Here is a 16,337-nt window from a genome sequence, read left to right as displayed (position 1 = left end):
ATTCAGATAAGGAGCTAATCCCCTTAATGAAAGCCTGGAAAATTTGCGCAAATTATTGTTCTATAGACGATACTTTTTGCAGGAATAACAAATGATTAAGAAGAGGAGAGAGACAGCATGCTGGAATCTGAAAAACGGTTGTATATGTATGAAAAAGTCGCTGAACATCTCGAATCAGGTGTCCATGTCATCGATTCTACCGGAAGAACCATCATCTACAATCGTAAGATGCGGGAAATCGAAGGAATGGAAATCGAAGACGTTTTGGATAAAAATTTGTTGGATGTCTTCCAATTTCATTCTGAAGAGGAAAGCACCCTCCTTAAAGTCCTTAACACTAAGGAGCCAACCCTCAATATGAAGCAAACTTATTTTAATATAAACGGTATCGAAATCACGACGATGAACGATACATTCCCTATTTTTCATGATGAGGTGTTGATTGGAGCGATCGAGATTGCAAGAGATATCACCAAGCTCGAAAAAGTGATGAGGGATCATATGCATAAGCGCCCGAGCAGCTTATATACTTTTGATAGCATTATCGGTCAACATCATCGTCTGCAGGACGCAATCGAAACAGGAAAGCGGGCGACGAGGAATTCTTCCCCTGTGTTAATCTGTGGTGAAATCGGTACCGGCAAGGAGCTTTTCGCACACAGTATTCATAACGACAGCGCCCGTGCCAACCACCCCTTCATCACCCAGAATTGTTCTTCATTACGTGATGATATGCTTGAAGAAATCCTTTTTCAGGATGAGCAAGAAGGCAGCAGCCCGGGAGATCAACGGCCCTCCCTCTTCCAGCAAGCACAGGGAGGAACACTTCTCCTCGACGAAATCAACTCATTACCCCCTTCCCTCCAGGAGAAGCTATTAAACTTCTTTTCCAGAGGGACGGACCTTCCATACGACGTCCGTGTGATGGCGACCGTGAACGAGGATCCGATCGATGCCATTGCAGAAGGACGGTTATTGAAGGAGCTCTATTACAGGCTGAGCATTGTGTCTATCTTCATCCCCTCTCTCCGTTCGAGAAAGGACGATCTACCGGAAATCGTGAAATATTTCATTGATCAGTTCAACCACCATTTCGCCATGAATATGAAAGGGATTTCGAAGGAGGTAATGGATATTTTCCATCAATATGACTGGCCGGGTAATGTAAGAGAGCTTGAACATGTTATTGAGGGAGCATTTAATCTCGTTGGCTTTGAAGATGAAATCCACTTCAATCATCTTCCATTCGGTTTCCGACAACGAATTCTCCACACAGCAGTTGGAGAAGAAAAACAGGATGAATCAGATTTCCTCTATCAATCCGGAACAGAGATCAAACCGTTGGAGCTTTTCATAGAAGAGGCCGAAACCTATTATATTCAGAAATCATTGAAACATCATGACTTCAATATCACCAAAACGGCGAAATCCCTTGGAATGAGCCGGCAGAATTTACAGTATCGGATTCGGAAGTACGGGATTGAACGGAATGCGTTTTGATGGTATTGGCCACTTTCTCTAATTGGGGGAGTGGCTTTTTTTGTTATGGGGTTGATCAGGAATAAGATATTTGTGGTTTTTTGAAAATGACAGCTACATATTATAGAGCGCATAGAACCCTACTTTTCCCTCTATTAGAGCGATTGAGCAATTTGCCGCAATTGGAAGAACAGTCAATATCTTAAAAAATGAAAGTTAGGTTGATATTTTGATAAACCCAGATAACGTTTGACAAATATATATCTATCTAAGAAAGACCATAAATCTTCACATCTGCTACCTGAATTCTTCAAAAAAAAGAGCACCAGCCCCTTTTATCAGTGCACCTTCACCGATAAAATAAGACCAGTACTCTGTCATCCCAGCTTATTCCATATGCTGCAAATAAGGTGTCAAATCCACTCCAATACTCTCTGCCAGCTTCTTACCAAGCGCTACATCTGCCCGGAAGAAATTACACACTGCGCGGAGAGCGATTCTTTCATTAATTTGTGATAGTTCACTGGAAATATTTTTCACTACTTGCTCTTTCACTTCATCCGAATAGCTTCTGTAAATGCGTCCAGCCTGACCGAAATCATCTGTTTTCTGGATCTTCTGTCTTCCTCTTTCACCCGTCATCGGTTGATGTATTTCTGTATACCCCTCCACTTCTTTCGGTGTTTCATCGAAGCTGTTCGGCTCATAGTTCACTGAGCCTTTCTGCTGCTTGAATGGCATATGTCCGTCCCTCTGGTTATTCTCCACTTGAGCAAATGGACAATTGATCGGGAGTTGCATGTAATTTGCGCCGATTCGATAACGCTGTGTGTCTGAATAAGAGAATAGTCTTCCTTGAAGCAATTTATCTTCAGAAGGAAGCATTCCGTTCACGAGCACTCCTGGATTGAAGCCCACTGATTCCGTTTCCGCAAAGATGTTTTCTGGATTTTCATTTAAAATCATCGTACCGATAAAGTGAGATGGTATGTCATCCTCCGACCAATCTTTCGTTGCATCAAGTGGATCGAAATCAAAGGCATCTACATCCATTGGATCCAGTAGCTGAACATATAGGTCCCATTCAGGGAATTCTCCGTTTTCAATCGATTCATAAAGATCACGGCTTGCATGGTTAAAGTCTTTCCCTTGGATTTCTGCTGCTTTTTCTGAAGATAGATTTTCAATACCTTGCTTCGGTTTCCAGTTCAACTTCACATACACGGTATTCCCCGCGGCATTTACCCATTTATAGGCATGCACACTGGACCCGCGCATTTGTCTATAGTTAGCAGGAATCCCTTCATCTGTATAGAGATGAAGAAGCATATTTGTTGATTCCGGAGTCAAGGACATGAAATCCCAATATCTCTCAGGCTCTTGGATATTCGTTTGGGGATTCGGCTTTAAAGAATGAACCATATCCGGGAACTTCATGGCATCACGGATAAAAAACACAGGAAGGTTATTCCCGACAAAATCCCAGTTCCCTTCTTCTGTATAAAATTTCACGGCAAATCCCCGGGGGTCCCGTAAAGTTTCAGGAGAATGCTGCCCATGGACGACAGTGGAAAAACGGGCAAATACAGGTGTTTCTTTGCCGGCTTCCTGAAAAAGTGCGGCTTTTGTATATTTTTTCATACTGTTTTTTGTAATGAATACTCCGTGTGCTCCCGCTCCTCTTGCGTGAACAACTCTTTCTGGTACCCGTTCTCTGTCGAAGTGAGCCAATTTCTCAATTAGTTGATAATCCTCGAGAAGTGTCGGACCCCTTTCTCCCGCTGTAATTGAGTTCTGATTATCGCCGATAGGGGCACCTTGATTCGTAGTTAGTTTTCTATTATCCACTAAAAACACTCCTTTAGATTATAATTATTATTAAGTAATTATAGTTTTATTTTAACTATTTTCTAATGAAAGTCAATATAAATTATAATTATTTTAATGTAGTAATTATTAAAAATAGAAAAATGAGTGTACTTCACAATCTATCGTTCTCAATACAAAAAAGAGACAACCTATAAAAAGTTGTCTCTAAAAATTATTATTAAGAGTAGAAAAGTAGAACCATAAAATTCATTCTTACGATCTGATCAATTTAGAATCCGTGACAAAGCGCACGCCCTCCGTGGATTCCAAAGAGAACACTCCTCCCCTTCCTTCTCTAACATCCAATATGATCCGGAAATGCTTCCAATACTCATATTGTTGTTCGTTCATGTAAAAAGGACAGTCGGCTACAGTACCTACCAATACATCACTATCACCGATGATCAAATCATCCTGACTTAAACACATAGGAGAACTGCCATCACAACATCCTCCAGACTGATGAAACAGAAGGGCACCATGTTTGCCTTTTAACGTTTCAATCAGTTGAAGGGCTTGTTCTGTTGCCTCTAGTCGCTCTTCCATTTTAAAAGAATCCTAACGCTTTAGGACTATAGCTGACTAGTAAATTCTTAGTTTGTTGATAGTGTGATAGCATCATTTTATGATTTTCACGACCGATCCCGGACATTTTGTATCCACCGAATGCCGCATGTGCCGGGTATTGATGGTAACAGTTAGTCCATACGCGACCTGCTTGAATTTCTCTGCCGAAACGGTAAGCCGTGTTCATGTCACGCGTCCATACACCTGCTCCAAGTCCATAAAGGGTATCATTGGCGATTTCAAGAGCTTCTTCCTTCGTTTTGAACGTTGTCACGGAAACTACCGGGCCAAAGATTTCTTCCTGGAAAATACGCATTTTGTTGTCACCTTTGAATACAGTAGGCTTTACATAGAAACCAGATTTCTGATCCCCGTTCAGTGTATTTTGCTCGCCGCCGATGAGTAATTCCGCTCCCTCTTCTTTTCCGATTTCAATATAAGAGAGGATTTTATCCAATTGTTCTTGAGAAGCCTGGGCGCCAAGCATTGTATCTGTATCTAATGGGTTTCCCTGCTTGATTTGTTTCACTCGTTCGATTGCACGCTCCATGAATTTATCATAGATCGATTCCTGGATTAGCGCTCTTGAAGGACAAGTACACACCTCTCCTTGATTAAGTGCAAACATGACGAACCCTTCCACTGCTTTATCGAGAAAGTCATCATCCTGATCCATGACATCTTCAAAGAAGATGTTAGGTGATTTACCACCAAGCTCCAATGTAACAGGGATAATATTTTGAGAAGCATATTGCATGATGAGACGACCAGTTGTCGTTTCACCTGTGAAAGCTACTTTTCCAACACGCTTACTTTGGGCAAGTGGTTTCCCTGCTTCTACTCCGAATCCTTGAACCACGTTCAGAACGCCCTTAGGCAGAAGGTCTTCTATCAGTTCTACCAAAACCATGATGGAAGCCGGTGTCTGCTCTGCCGGCTTTAAAACGACACAATTTCCTGCAGCCAGAGCAGGAGCAATCTTCCATACCCCCATCAGAATCGGGAAGTTCCAAGGGATAATCTGTGCAACAACCCCAATCGGCTCATGGAAGTGATAAGAAACCGTATCATTATCGATTTCTCCAAGAGATCCTTCCTGACCTCTGATGCATCCTGCGAAATAACGGAAATGATCCACCGCTAATGGTAAGTCTGCCGCCATTGTTTCACGGACTGGCTTTCCATTATCCCACGTTTCAGCTACGGCCAGCATTTCCAGATTTTCTTCTATACGATCCGCAATTTTATTTAATATATTGGATCTTTCGGCTACAGAGGTTTTCCCCCATGCGTCCTTCGCTGCATGTGCTGCGTCTAATGCCTTTTCAACATCCTCTTTGTTTGAACGGGCAATTTTCGTGAAAACTTTACCCGTAATAGGTGATACATTTTCGAAGTATTCTCCACTTGCAGGAGGCACATATTCTCCACCAATAAAGTTCTCATACTTGTCCTTGAATTGTACCAATGAACCTTCAGTATTCGGATTTTTATAAAGCATCTAAGATCCTCCTGTATTTATGTATTTTCTTACCAATTAAAGCGCTTCCATTCTCATTATATGTCATTCAGGAGGTACGGACAAGTTTATTGTACAAAAATTCTATATTTTTCGTTAATTCACGATAAAATTTTTTGTGAAAAATATAGAAACATGCTTTGTGAAAAGAACCTAATAAAAGACGAGGATCCTCTTATACGTTGGGTTTTCTAATGGTTGAATACAGGTATAAATCCTGATAGGAATAAAGGAAAGGGTACATGGGTTTCCAGAAAATAGATTACTAATCTCCTCTATCAATTTGATCTTTTTTTCTAAAAAGAAGCAAAAATCCAGGCTTATTACCCTGTCGATAGAGGTATGAAATAAACCATCAAAAAAAAGACTGCCCATTAAGAGGACAGTCTTTTTTTTGATGGTTTATTTTTTGATTAGATCTTCACGTTCTGATTGCTCGATCCACTCTTCAAGCTTGTCTTTAAGAGTGTTGAAACCTGCTGGTGTTGTTTCTTCAGCTGCTGGTTTCACACTTCCTTGACGGCGAGGTTTTTTCGCTGCTGCCGGCTTTGCTTGTTGAGCAGGAGCTTCTTCTGTAGCACGGATAGAAAGGCTGATTTTACCAGCTGCTTCGTCCACTGATAGTACTTTCACCTTTACTTCGTCGCCTACTGAAAGGTGCTCACTAACGTCTTTAACAAATCCGTGAGTGATTTCAGAGATGTGAACTAATCCTTGAGTTTCTTCGTCAAGTGCAACGAATGCACCGTATGGTTGAATGCCTGTAACTTTACCTGTTACAACAGAGCCTGTTTCGAATTTTGTAGTCATGGTAACACTCCTAGTATATATATTATTTTTCGTCTTTACACGCAATTGTAGATTATATCATAGAATCAGGATTTCAGCAAAGGAATATTCATCATCCCTTCTTCTTCAATATCCTATCATCCGTCTATAATTGCTTTCTCACTAGTTATGCTTCCCAATTATTCATATTATTAAAACAGTGTAAATTCAGCGTTCATCAGGTTTCTTCATACACATCTCCTGTTTCAGAAGATATTGGCTGGGCTCATCTGTTTTGACGTATACTCTTCTACTACTCCCTGACAGATCACTCCTTTTTCAAAAAAAAGCCCAACCCTGGAAATAATAGGGTCAGACTAATAGTTCTTTACAGTTGAAGATCTTTTCTTTTTCTGCTTTTGAATAAAGGGAACGGCATATAGCATAAAGGCTGCGATGTGTGCGAAAGCAAGGTTTGCAACAAACAGGCTCCACAGGGTTACATGTCCCCAGCCACCGAGTTCCGGTACGGCTACATAATAGATAAATACTGACCATAACGCTATAACAAATGGGATATGAAGAACCGCCCATTTACGATGTTCGACCCATAGAAAAAGTGGAGTTGCTGTTGCGACGAATAGGTATACTAGAAAGACATCCATTTCCATTCCTCCATTTCTGTAGTAAACGCTTTCAATTGTGGCGAAAAAAAGAATAATTTGTGAACGTTTTGTTACAATTAGTATACTACATATTATGAAATTTTCCAGCCTATTTAGCATCTTTTTGACTTCTTTTCTAAAAATTAGTTGAAAAGTAATGATTTTAAGCGTTTTCACACACAATAACTGGAAATACAATTCAAGAGTTCTCTTGATCTGCCCTCAATTACTGACATTTCTTCTCTATACCCTATTTATTGAAAATTAAAAAATCCGGTGTACAGGGGTACTAAAACATAGTACGATTGAAAAATCTTATTTTTTGAAAGGAGGATCTTAGGTATGGCCAAGAAAGATCAATGGACTTCTAAGATAGGCTTTATTCTTGCAGCCGCAGGTTCCGCCATCGGCTTGGGTGCGATTTGGAAATTCCCTTATATGGCTGGTGCGAATGGTGGGGGTGTATTCTTCTTGCTCTTTATTCTTTTTACTGTCTTAATCGGTGCCCCCATTCTTCTCGCTGAATTCGTCATCGGGAGGCGTGCCGGAGCAGATGCAGTTACTTCATATAAAATATTAGCCCCAAATTCCCATTGGCACTGGATCGGTTATTTAGGGACAGTCGTTTCGTTTATTATCCTTTCCTTTTATAGTGTGGTTGGTGGATGGATCCTTTCCTATTTAGCAAGAAGTATGACAGGATCTTTGATTGGAAAGTCACAAGAACAATATGGGGCTCTGTTTGAAAGCATCATAGCCAATCCCAAGGAAGTTCTGATAGCACAATTTGTCTTTATCATCATGACCATTCTTGTCGTACAGGGCGGGATTCAAAAAGGGATTGAACGGGCTAGTCGTTACATGATGCCGGCATTATTTATATTATTTATTATTTTAGTGATCAGGTCCCTGACGTTAGAAGGTGCGATGGAAGGTGTCCGCTTCCTATTGCTTCCTGATTGGAGTTATTTGAATGGGGAAACGGTGCTGCTTGCATTGGGACAGGCATTCTTTGCTCTAACCGTAGGTCTATCCGTAATGGTGACGTATGCATCGTATCTGTCAAAAGGTGACAGTATGCCGAGATCTGCTATCAGTGTCTCAGGGCTGAATATCTTTATCTCTTTACTCGCAGGATTGGTTATTTTCCCGGCCGTGTACGCTCTCGGCTTTAAACCCGATGAAGGTCCCGGTATTGCCTTTGTGGTCCTACCTGCCGTATTCAATGAGATTGCTTTCGGTGGCATATTCTTAACCGTGTTTCTTATCCTGCTACTGTTTGCTACGCTGACTTCGGCTTTCTCGATTCTTGAGATCGGGGTTGCTGCCCTGTCCAAAGGAAACCAGAAGAAACGAATGCCATTTACATGGTTGATCGGAGTTCTCGTATTCATTGCCGGTATTCCGAGCGCTCTATCATTTGGTGTATTCGATGATGTTCTTATTGGAGGAAAGAATTTTTTTGACTTTGCCGATTATATAACAAGTAATTTCGGATTGCCTGCGGGTGCATTACTCATATCCGTATTCGTATCCTACCGATTAAAACGGGAAGACGTCTGGAACGAACTGCAATCAGGTTCATCCATATCCAGAAGCCTCTTCAACAGTTGGATCTTCCTCCTCCGCTACATCGTACCAATAGCCATCGTACTCGTTTTCTTGTCATGATCCAAAGAGGTCCGTCCCTCAAAATGAGGGACGGACCTCTTTTTTATGTAACATTTTGTTCAAGGGTTGCAGGGCTATTTTTTTCCAATTGGTGATAAACTAATGATAGAAGGAAGGAATTTTATGAGGGGGAATTTGGCATGTCACATTTTGGTGAGAATCTAAAACGAGTAAGAGAAGATCGAAAACTATCTCAACAGGAGCTTGCTTTACGAGCCAGATTAGGAACGAAAACGATCGGTAAATATGAATCTGATCAACAGATCCCTGATACACAAACCATCCTTAAACTATCCACCGTGCTCGATATTCCTGCTTCGGAGCTCATGGAACGGGAAATGAAAGAACATCCTCCTAAAGGGGTAGATGCCGAAATGGAGCAGCTGATCAAGGAATTGGGTCCTAAACGGACAAAGCTCATCCTTCGTAAAGCAAAGGAATTCACCGAAGAAGATTTTCTGCGTGTGATGCAAATGCTCTATGAATTGAAATATGAAAAAAGCGAAACATAAAACTTTTTTAAAAAATAATGTATAAAGATGAAAAAAAGGGATCATACTGAAAATAAGCTTTCTAAGTATTCCCCCTTTTGTTTTCATTTTTTGGACGATCTTGGTATCGTCCTATTTTTTTGCGCATTTTTAGGTGCCTGTTAAAAGTGCCTGGCACTATACGAGGATTTTGTGCCTGGCACCATTCGAGGCTTCGGTGCCTGGCACCATTCGAGGTTTCAGTGCCTGGCACCATTCGAGGTTTCAGTGCCTGGCACCATTCGAGGTTTCAGTGCCTGGCACCATTCGAGGCTTCGGTGCCTGGCACCATTCGAGGTTTCAGTGCCTGGCACCATTCGAGGTTTCAGTGCCTGGCACCATTCGAGGTTTCAGTGCCTGGCACCATTCGAGGTTTCGGTGCCTGGCACCAGTCGAGGTTTCGGTGCCTGGCACCAGTCGAGGCTTCGGTGCCTGGCACCATTCGAGGCTTCGGTGCCTGGCACCCTTCGAGGTTTCGGTGCCTGGCACCAGTCGAGGTTTCGGTGCCTGGCACCATTCGAGGCTTCGGTGCCTGGCACCATTCTTGTCTGTACTACTTCTTAACTATGATTTTCCACAAACCGCTTCATCCGCTTCACGGCTTCCTGCAGCTGTTCCATGCTTGAAGCGTACGAACAGCGGATATAACCCTCCCCGCCTTTCCCAAATACATTGCCGGGAACAACAGCTACTTTCTCTTCCATAAGGAGTTTCTCTGCAAACTCCTCTGAACTCATTCCCGTCTTTTGAATAGATGGAAAAGCATAGAATGCTCCACCAGGGGTGTGGCATGTTAATCCACATTCATTCAGGGAGTCGACGAAATAGTGACGTCGATGACGGTAACTTCTCTTCATCTCCATCACATCGTCCATTCCCTTATCCAGTGCCTCGACTGCGGCATATTGAGCAGGCGTCGACGCGCACATCATAGCGTACTGATGAATTTTCAATAAGGATGAGGCAATTTCCTCAGGTGCACATATATAGCCGAGTCTCCAGCCTGTCATCGCGAATCCTTTCGAGAAACCGTTGATGACGATGGTTCTTTTTCTCATGTCTTCTAAAGAAGCGATGGATACGTGATGAGCATCATAAGCAAGCTCAGAATAGATTTCATCTGAAAAGACAACGAGATCATGCTTTCGGATTACTTCAGCCAGGCTTTCTAAATTCCCCTTTTCAAGGACCGTCCCTGTTGGATTGTTCGGGGAACAAAGTAACACAGCTTTTGTCCTTGGGGTGATGGCTGCTTCGAGTTCTTCAGCCGTTACCTTGAAGTCATTTTCCGGTTTGGTTTCGACAGTTACGGGTACTCCTCCTGCCAACTGGACGAGGGGGACGTAAGAAACAAAGCCCGGCTCCACGACAATTACTTCATCCCCCTGATCGATGATAGCCCTCATACTGATATCAAGCGCTTGAGAGGCACCGACCGTCACGATGATTTCCGTTTTAGGATCATAATTAACTGAGTACCCCTCTTTCATATACCGGGCTATTTTTCCCCTCAGCTCGAGAAGTCCCGCGTTCGCTGTATAAGAGGTATACCCCTGCTCTAAAGATAGAATCGCTGCTTCCCTCACCGTCCAGGATGTAATGAAATCCGGCTCCCCTACACCCAATGAGATGACTCCTTCCATATTGGCAGCAAGATCGAAAAATTTCCTGATTCCGGATGGCTTCAAGTTTTTCACGGATTGAGCTATGTATGAGGTCTTCGTTGTCATGGTGACACCACGATTCTTCTATCTTCTCCATGGTCCCCGAAAATGGTCCCATCATGCTTATATTTTTTCAATTGAAAATGAGTGGTCGTTGATAGAACAGAATCCAAGGTCGACAACTTTTCTGATACGAATGTTGCCACTTCATGCATGGATCGCCCCTCCACCGTCACGGACAGATCGTACGCACCGGACATCAGGTATACACTTTTCACTTCTTTATAGCGATATATTCGGTGAGCCACTTCATCAAAGCCCACTCCCCTTTTCGGAGCGACTTTTACGTCAATCATTGCCGTAACGCCTTCATGCCCTTCCACCTTTGACCAATCCACAATCGAACTGTATCTGACGAGAACCTTCTCTTTTTCCAGTTTATTTACCACTTCCTCAACTTCCTCTGTGGATACTTGAAGCATCTTCCCTATATCCTCAGTTGAAATCCTGGCATCATTCTGTAAAATCCTTACTAAATCAAGCTCCATTTCTCTCAGTTGCATCCTGCTTCCTCCTCATCACCACTAAATGGTTTCATTATATCAGAAGTCACCTATATGAAAAGAGTCAAAGTTATTTTCCCCTTTACCCTGAAGGGATATGTCAGAACTTTCGAATCGATGTGTTAAATGCATAATTGCGGGTAAAATATCAATAAACTAAACAGAAAGGAGTGACGAAGAATGCAAGAACAGGATTTCGCCAAATTGGTGCAGGTGAATGGTGCCAATGTTTACTTTGAACATCATGAGCATCCTACTGCATCTGAAACCTTCGTCCTTCTTCATGGATTTCTCTCATCAACCTTTAGCTTCAGACGGCTTACTCCTCTTTTGAAAGAAAATTATAACGTCATTTCTATCGATCTTCCTCCCTTTGGGAACAGCGGGAAAAACAATCGGTTTACTTACTCCTATGAGAACCTGGCCAATACGGTGATCGCCCTATTGGATCATTTGAATGTAAACAACGTCCACTTGACCGGCCATTCCATGGGTGGACAGATTGCCTTGAACGTCATGAAAAAAGCTCCTTCCTTAGTCGAGAAAGGTGTTCTCCTGTGTAGTTCCGGGTATCTTAAGAGAATGAATTGGCCAATCACTCTGTTGAGCCATATCCCCTTTTTTCACCTTTATGTGAAGCTATGGCTTACACGTTCAGGGGTGCGGAACAATCTTGAAAATGTCGTCCATGATACTGGATTGATTGACGATGAGATGATGTTCGGGTATTTGAAACCGTTTCTGGAGGATGATATATTCAAGGCTTTGACTAGGATGATACGGGACCGTGAAGGAGATTTATCTGTGAATGATCTGAAAAACATACACACACCCTGCCTTCTCGTTTGGGGAGAGCATGACAGGGTGGTGCCTTTGTCAACAGGGCACAGGTTAAAACAGGATATTCCGAACTCGAAGCTCGTGGTGCTGAAAGAAACGGGGCATCTTGTTCCGGAAGAAAAACCGACGGAGGTATTGAATCATATTCATGCATTTGTTCGTGCAACAGCAGAAGAGGTGTCAGATGATACTCAGACAGAGTCACTGTTTCAAAATGGACTTTCCCAAACGCTTATTTCTGAAACGTAGGGATAAGTCCCTTTTTTCTTTCATTTTGAAAACGATAAACAAATTATTTTCATCTTTTTCGTTTCCATCATATGATTATACTGACAAATACATAAGCGAAAGGGGAATAAACGATGAGTAGATTTGAAGAAGTCATCGACCGGAAAGGGTCCTCCTCCGTGAAATGGGACTTAACGAAAACTGTGTTTGGTAAAGATGATGTCCTGCCCATGTGGGTTGCGGATATGGATTTCCTTCCGCCGGAAGATGTGTTGGAGGCTCTCGGGAACAGGTTAAAGCACGGAATCTTCGGATATACCTTTGTCGGGGATCCGACAGCGGATAGCATCAAAGATTGGATTCAAAAGCGTCATGGTTGGAAAATAGAGAAATCCTGGCTGCAATACAGTCCGGGAGTCGTTCCAGCCATTTCAACCATCATCCAGGCACTTACTTCCCCTCTGGACAAAATACTCGTTCAATCGCCAGTCTACACCCCTTTTTTCAACCTGGTGGAAGACAATGGGCGGGAAATCGTAAATGCTCAATTAAAGTATCAGGACGGAAGCTATTCCATCGACTATCAAGCCTTTGAAGAATCCCTTAAAACAGGTGTGAAGTTATTCCTCCTTTGTAACCCTCATAATCCGAGCGGGCGAGTGTGGAAGAAAGAAGAACTTACAAAGATAGCTGAACTTTGTAAGAAATACAATGTCGTGATTGTGTCAGATGAAATTCATTCTGATTTGGTCTATAAAAGTCACACTCATACTCCACTTGCATCCCTGAATGATACATTCCGGGATATGACGATCACCTGCATTGCACCAAGTAAGACCTTCAACCTTGCCGGATTACAGGCTTCGGCCATGATCACCCCCAATTCGGAGCTCCGAGAAAAAATTGCTGGAATTCATAAGAAGCAGGGCTTTTTCACTCTCAACACATTTGGCATCAGTGGAATGGAAGCAGCCTATCGCCACGGGGAACAATGGTTAGAAGAAATCCTCGATTATCTGCAGGAAAATGTAAAAGTGACGAAGAACTTCCTTGAAGAGCATCTTCCTGAACTGACTCTTGTCGATCCGGAAGGAACGTATTTACTTTGGATTGATTGCACAAAGTTGAAACTATCCGATGAAGAACTAAAGAATCGTTTGCTGGATAAAGGGAAACTCGCATTGGAACCCGGTACGAAATATGGGCCAGGAGGGGAAGGCTTTGTCCGGATGAATATTGCGTGCCCACGAGAGACACTGTTGGATGGGTTGGAAAGACTAAGGGTCGCACTGGGGTAATGCGAATCTCGTGTAGAGTATGACGATTAATAAAATGTACCCGGTACAATTCGACTTGATTGTACCGGGTACATTTTTCTGTTTAACGCTTTATATTATTTCTTCTCACTTTTAATCTCTCCACACGCAATCCTTTTACCCGAATCTCCGGAGGGTTGGGTCATCCCATCGTCCTTATTTTCATCTATGATGAGAGAGGTGCCTTCTTTTGTGAAGAGGGATGTTTTCCCCTTTGATAACGTAACCATCGGAGCCATGAGTGTTACCTTAACAGTCCCGTCATCCCCAACGATGAGGTTGGGAAGATCGCCACCATGAGCACCTTTAGGGTGAAGCAGTCCATGTTTTTTGTCATCGGGATTGAAGTGGTTCCCCGCTGATACAAAATCCGGCCGCTTGCATACGCCCTTTTCATGAATATGGATTCCATGCTCACCAGGAGGCAGCCCCTCTAGATCCATCACGACTTCTACTCCGTCGGATTGCTCTTGCATGGTGGCTTTCCCCAGTGAATCACCGTTCTCATTTTTCATTTCCACTTCTACTTTTTTAGGATTTTCGATGGCACATCCACTTGCAAGGATTGTGATCAAGATCATATATAGTAGTGATAATTTTTTCAAATCGCTCTGCCTCCATCTCTGCGTACTCTTTCACCATTGTTGACTCACGGGGTGAAAAATATTCCTATTTAAGACAGGCTATATTCGAAAAAGGATGATGCCAGGGGTCTCACCTATCCAGTTCCGACAGCTCCCTCCTCGAGGTCAAAAACTAAATAATCCTCTTTTAGCCCACACTGATTGACAAAACTCAGGCAGACCAAGTGTTAATAAACAACAAAAAAACACGCTCAACGAAGACAAGCGTGTTTTCTATTACCTTATTCTGTTCTCTTTTGAACCCTTGCTTCCTCTTCCATTCTTTTTGTTTTCAATTCTTCTCGCTTTGAAGCTTTTTGAATGATTCGAAATGTGAAAAGGGCTGCTATCATGAAGATGGCCATTGTGATGCCGGCTGGGATATACTCTGTCTTATCTTCAGGAAAATAGAGAAATAAATTTAATATAAATGAAGAAAGCATGGTAAGCTCCTTTCGAAAAACAAACTCTTTGTCCATTATAACAACTGTGTAAAGGACAAACCAACTTCAAATCGTCACGGTTTTTAACGATTTATTGAACGACGATCCGACAATTTCCGAGGAAATAGTCTTTCTTTCCTTATATAAGATGACTCCTTTCTTTCAAAGGTAGTATTTACCGCTCAACTTACGACACCCGGAAAGTGGGTACTTGGAGGGGAAATCAACAATCCACTTTTCTTTTTAATAGCAACCAAATATACAAAACCAGCTTATAAAAAGAGCTGTAAACCCCAAAATGGCGTTCACAGCTCTTCAACGATTATTTTACAACCTTAATGCTTTCAATCACGACGTCTTCTTTCGGAAGGTCGTTTGCGCCCACTTCTACGTTTGCAATCTTATCCACAATGTCCATGCCTTCAACCACTTGTCCGAACACAGTGTGTTTCTGATCAAGCCACGGAGTCCCGCCATTTTCCATATATGCATCGATGATCTCTGCCGGGAAGCCTGCAGATTTCATTTGATCTTCCAATTTCGGGTCGATGTCACTTTTCTGAACGATGAAGAATTGACTTCCATTCGTATCAGGACCGGCATTCGCCATGGAAAGGGCACCGCGAAGATTGAATAATTCCGGGGAAAATTCATCTTCAAATGATTCACCATAAATGCTTTCTCCACCTGTTCCATTTCCCTTCGGGTCTCCACCCTGGATCATGAAGTCTTTGATGACACGGTGGAATTTCAAACCGTCATAATAACCATCTTTACTATGGGTGATGAAGTTTTCCACAGTCTTTGGAGCCTGTTCAGGGAATAGCTTGATTTTGATGGTTCCCATGGATGTCTTCATTTCGACTAATTTCTCGTTTTCAGCAACTTCTGTTGTAAGCTGAGGATATGTCATATTTTCATCTCCTTTGGTTTCTTCCGAAGTCTTCTGTTTCTCATCTGCTTTTGGCTTTTCTTTTGCGGTGTCTCCCTTTTCTGTTTGTCCACAAGCAGCAAGGGTTAAACCTAGTAAACATAGGATGACGATCATTAAACGCTTCATATATGTACCTCCACATGTTACCTTTATAGTAGTTATTTCTCAGTTTCATTCTGCTTTCATTATAATAGAGATTGATGCAATAGAGGAGGTTTTTTATGAAAAACATTCAAATTGGTGATTATGTCACGGCTTTTTATAAGACGGGTAAATACGTGGGGGAAGTCACGGGGGAACGCCCTGGTGCTTTTGTGGTAAAGATTCTCGCTGTATTAAAGCATCCCAGACAAGGAGATCTGCATAACCCCCAGGCTGTGGATGTTCCTTTGTTCCATGAACGTAAAGCACTTGCCCACGGCGAGCGCGCAAACATGCCGGAAAAAATGGTCAAGCCATATGATGGAGATATCCCTGATTACAATGAAACATTGATCCATTCCTACTCGACATTAAAAGACGAACTGGAAAAAGATGCTTCCCCGCATGCGCTAAAGAGCCTTGAAACACTTCGGTCCATCCAAAGGGAATACGAACTGATGTATAACCTCACATTTTAAATAAAGACGAGGGACGGACCTTCAACCTGAAGGTCCGT

General features: G+C 42.5%; 16 protein-coding genes. 6 read left to right on the top strand and 10 right to left on the bottom strand.

Annotated features, from left to right (window positions below):
• The first annotated feature begins 117 nt into the window (after positions 1-117).
• Positions 118-1,500, top strand: a complete 1,383-nt coding sequence (locus tag BAA9072_RS08805; protein ID WP_201714293.1) for a sigma-54 interaction domain-containing protein — start codon at positions 118-120, stop codon at positions 1,498-1,500.
• A 366-nt stretch (positions 1,501-1,866) separates the two neighbouring features.
• On the opposite strand, the gene BAA9072_RS08800 is transcribed toward BAA9072_RS08805, so the two are convergent.
• The 5 genes from BAA9072_RS08800 to BAA9072_RS08780 form a co-directional block, all read right to left on the bottom strand.
• Positions 1,867-3,327: a catalase gene (locus BAA9072_RS08800; protein ID WP_201714292.1), complete on the bottom strand. Its 1,461-nt coding sequence runs from the start codon at positions 3,325-3,327 to the stop codon at positions 1,867-1,869.
• 234 nt (positions 3,328-3,561) lie between these two features.
• Positions 3,562-3,894, bottom strand: coding sequence for a DUF779 domain-containing protein (locus tag BAA9072_RS08795; protein WP_201714291.1), 333 nt, complete (start codon positions 3,892-3,894; stop codon positions 3,562-3,564).
• Position 3,895: 1 nt separating this feature from the next.
• Entirely contained in the window at positions 3,896-5,416 is a 1,521-nt protein-coding gene (gene adh, locus BAA9072_RS08790; protein WP_201714290.1) for an aldehyde dehydrogenase, read from the bottom strand.
• A 420-nt stretch (positions 5,417-5,836) separates the two neighbouring features.
• Complete coding sequence (yugI, locus tag BAA9072_RS08785; protein WP_175990525.1) at positions 5,837-6,244, bottom strand: S1 domain-containing post-transcriptional regulator GSP13; 408 nt, start codon at positions 6,242-6,244, stop codon at positions 5,837-5,839.
• Between the two features lie 335 nt (positions 6,245-6,579).
• Complete coding sequence (locus BAA9072_RS08780; RefSeq protein WP_201714289.1) at positions 6,580-6,867, bottom strand: spore morphogenesis/germination protein YwcE; 288 nt, start codon at positions 6,865-6,867, stop codon at positions 6,580-6,582.
• A 342-nt stretch (positions 6,868-7,209) separates the two neighbouring features.
• Between BAA9072_RS08780 and BAA9072_RS08775 the strand changes: the two genes are divergently transcribed.
• A complete protein-coding gene (locus BAA9072_RS08775) occupies positions 7,210-8,538 on the top strand; it encodes a sodium-dependent transporter (protein WP_201714288.1) in 1,329 nt (442 codons plus the stop codon).
• Between the two features lie 140 nt (positions 8,539-8,678).
• Positions 8,679-9,050 (top strand): helix-turn-helix domain-containing protein, encoded by a 372-nt coding sequence (locus BAA9072_RS08770; protein ID WP_201714287.1) that lies wholly within the window; start codon positions 8,679-8,681, stop codon positions 9,048-9,050.
• A 578-nt stretch (positions 9,051-9,628) separates the two neighbouring features.
• On the opposite strand, the gene BAA9072_RS08765 is transcribed toward BAA9072_RS08770, so the two are convergent.
• On the bottom strand, positions 9,629-10,798 hold the full coding sequence (locus BAA9072_RS08765) for an aminotransferase (RefSeq protein ID WP_201714286.1): 1,170 nt from the start codon (positions 10,796-10,798) through the stop codon (positions 9,629-9,631).
• Entirely contained in the window at positions 10,795-11,295 is a 501-nt protein-coding gene (locus tag BAA9072_RS08760; RefSeq protein ID WP_201714285.1) for an Lrp/AsnC family transcriptional regulator, read from the bottom strand. Before BAA9072_RS08760 ends, BAA9072_RS08765 begins: the two co-directional genes overlap by 4 nt.
• A gap of 180 nt (positions 11,296-11,475) precedes the next feature.
• Between BAA9072_RS08760 and BAA9072_RS08755 the strand changes: the two genes are divergently transcribed.
• Both BAA9072_RS08755 and BAA9072_RS08750 read left to right on the top strand, forming a co-directional pair.
• Positions 11,476-12,384: an alpha/beta fold hydrolase gene (locus BAA9072_RS08755; RefSeq protein WP_201714284.1), complete on the top strand. Its 909-nt coding sequence runs from the start codon at positions 11,476-11,478 to the stop codon at positions 12,382-12,384.
• Between the two features lie 113 nt (positions 12,385-12,497).
• Positions 12,498-13,661 carry a MalY/PatB family protein gene (locus tag BAA9072_RS08750; protein WP_201714283.1) on the top strand — a complete coding sequence of 388 codons (1,164 nt, stop codon included), beginning with the start codon at positions 12,498-12,500 and terminating at the stop codon, positions 13,659-13,661.
• Between the two features lie 95 nt (positions 13,662-13,756).
• On the opposite strand, the gene BAA9072_RS08745 is transcribed toward BAA9072_RS08750, so the two are convergent.
• The 3 genes from BAA9072_RS08745 to BAA9072_RS08735 all read right to left on the bottom strand — a co-directional run bounded on the left by BAA9072_RS08745 (position 13,757) and on the right by BAA9072_RS08735 (position 15,658).
• Positions 13,757-14,260: a superoxide dismutase family protein gene (locus BAA9072_RS08745; RefSeq protein WP_201714331.1), complete on the bottom strand. Its 504-nt coding sequence runs from the start codon at positions 14,258-14,260 to the stop codon at positions 13,757-13,759.
• A 284-nt stretch (positions 14,261-14,544) separates the two neighbouring features.
• Positions 14,545-14,745, bottom strand: a complete 201-nt coding sequence (locus tag BAA9072_RS08740; RefSeq protein WP_201714282.1) for a hypothetical protein — start codon at positions 14,743-14,745, stop codon at positions 14,545-14,547.
• Positions 14,746-15,067: 322 nt separating this feature from the next.
• Positions 15,068-15,658 (bottom strand): peptidylprolyl isomerase, encoded by a 591-nt coding sequence (locus BAA9072_RS08735; protein ID WP_230980809.1) that lies wholly within the window; start codon positions 15,656-15,658, stop codon positions 15,068-15,070.
• 242 nt (positions 15,659-15,900) lie between these two features.
• On the opposite strand from BAA9072_RS08735, the gene BAA9072_RS08730 reads away from it, so the two are divergent.
• The gene (locus tag BAA9072_RS08730) at positions 15,901-16,299 is read left to right on the top strand and encodes a kinase-associated lipoprotein B (protein ID WP_201714280.1); all 399 of its coding nucleotides are present in this window, start codon (positions 15,901-15,903) and stop codon (positions 16,297-16,299) included.
• Positions 16,300-16,337 lie beyond the last annotated feature (38 nt).

Origin of the sequence: Rossellomorea arthrocnemi, from assembly GCF_904424705.1 — a bacterium.
Classification (GTDB): Bacteria; Bacillota; Bacilli; order Bacillales; family Bacillaceae_B; genus Rossellomorea; species Rossellomorea arthrocnemi.
Note: the sequence above shows the minus strand (reverse complement) of the source record. Positions and strands in the feature narration are given on the sequence as shown.

Bases quoted from the DNA above. Each gene is read 5' to 3' on its own strand.
- BAA9072_RS08780 (WP_201714289.1), bottom strand. From the start codon at position 6,867: ATGGATGTCTTTCTAGTATACCTATTCGTCGCAACAGCAACTCCACTT.
- BAA9072_RS08795 (WP_201714291.1), bottom strand. From the start codon at position 3,894: ATGGAAGAGCGACTAGAGGCAACAGAACAAGCCCTTCAACTGATTGAA.
- BAA9072_RS08745 (WP_201714331.1), bottom strand. From the start codon at position 14,260: ATGATCTTGATCACAATCCTTGCAAGTGGATGTGCCATCGAAAATCCT.
- BAA9072_RS08760 (WP_201714285.1), bottom strand. From the start codon at position 11,295: ATGCAACTGAGAGAAATGGAGCTTGATTTAGTAAGGATTTTACAGAAT.
- BAA9072_RS08740 (WP_201714282.1), bottom strand. From the start codon at position 14,745: ATGCTTTCTTCATTTATATTAAATTTATTTCTCTATTTTCCTGAAGAT.
- BAA9072_RS08770 (WP_201714287.1), top strand. From the start codon at position 8,679: ATGTCACATTTTGGTGAGAATCTAAAACGAGTAAGAGAAGATCGAAAA.
- adh (WP_201714290.1), bottom strand. From the start codon at position 5,416: ATGCTTTATAAAAATCCGAATACTGAAGGTTCATTGGTACAATTCAAG.
- BAA9072_RS08730 (WP_201714280.1), top strand. From the start codon at position 15,901: ATGAAAAACATTCAAATTGGTGATTATGTCACGGCTTTTTATAAGACG.
- BAA9072_RS08735 (WP_230980809.1), bottom strand. From the start codon at position 15,658: ATGACATATCCTCAGCTTACAACAGAAGTTGCTGAAAACGAGAAATTA.
- BAA9072_RS08805 (WP_201714293.1), top strand. From the start codon at position 118: ATGCTGGAATCTGAAAAACGGTTGTATATGTATGAAAAAGTCGCTGAA.
- BAA9072_RS08765 (WP_201714286.1), bottom strand. From the start codon at position 10,798: ATGACAACGAAGACCTCATACATAGCTCAATCCGTGAAAAACTTGAAG.
- yugI (WP_175990525.1), bottom strand. From the start codon at position 6,244: ATGACTACAAAATTCGAAACAGGCTCTGTTGTAACAGGTAAAGTTACA.
- BAA9072_RS08755 (WP_201714284.1), top strand. From the start codon at position 11,476: ATGCAAGAACAGGATTTCGCCAAATTGGTGCAGGTGAATGGTGCCAAT.
- BAA9072_RS08750 (WP_201714283.1), top strand. From the start codon at position 12,498: ATGAGTAGATTTGAAGAAGTCATCGACCGGAAAGGGTCCTCCTCCGTG.
- BAA9072_RS08775 (WP_201714288.1), top strand. From the start codon at position 7,210: ATGGCCAAGAAAGATCAATGGACTTCTAAGATAGGCTTTATTCTTGCA.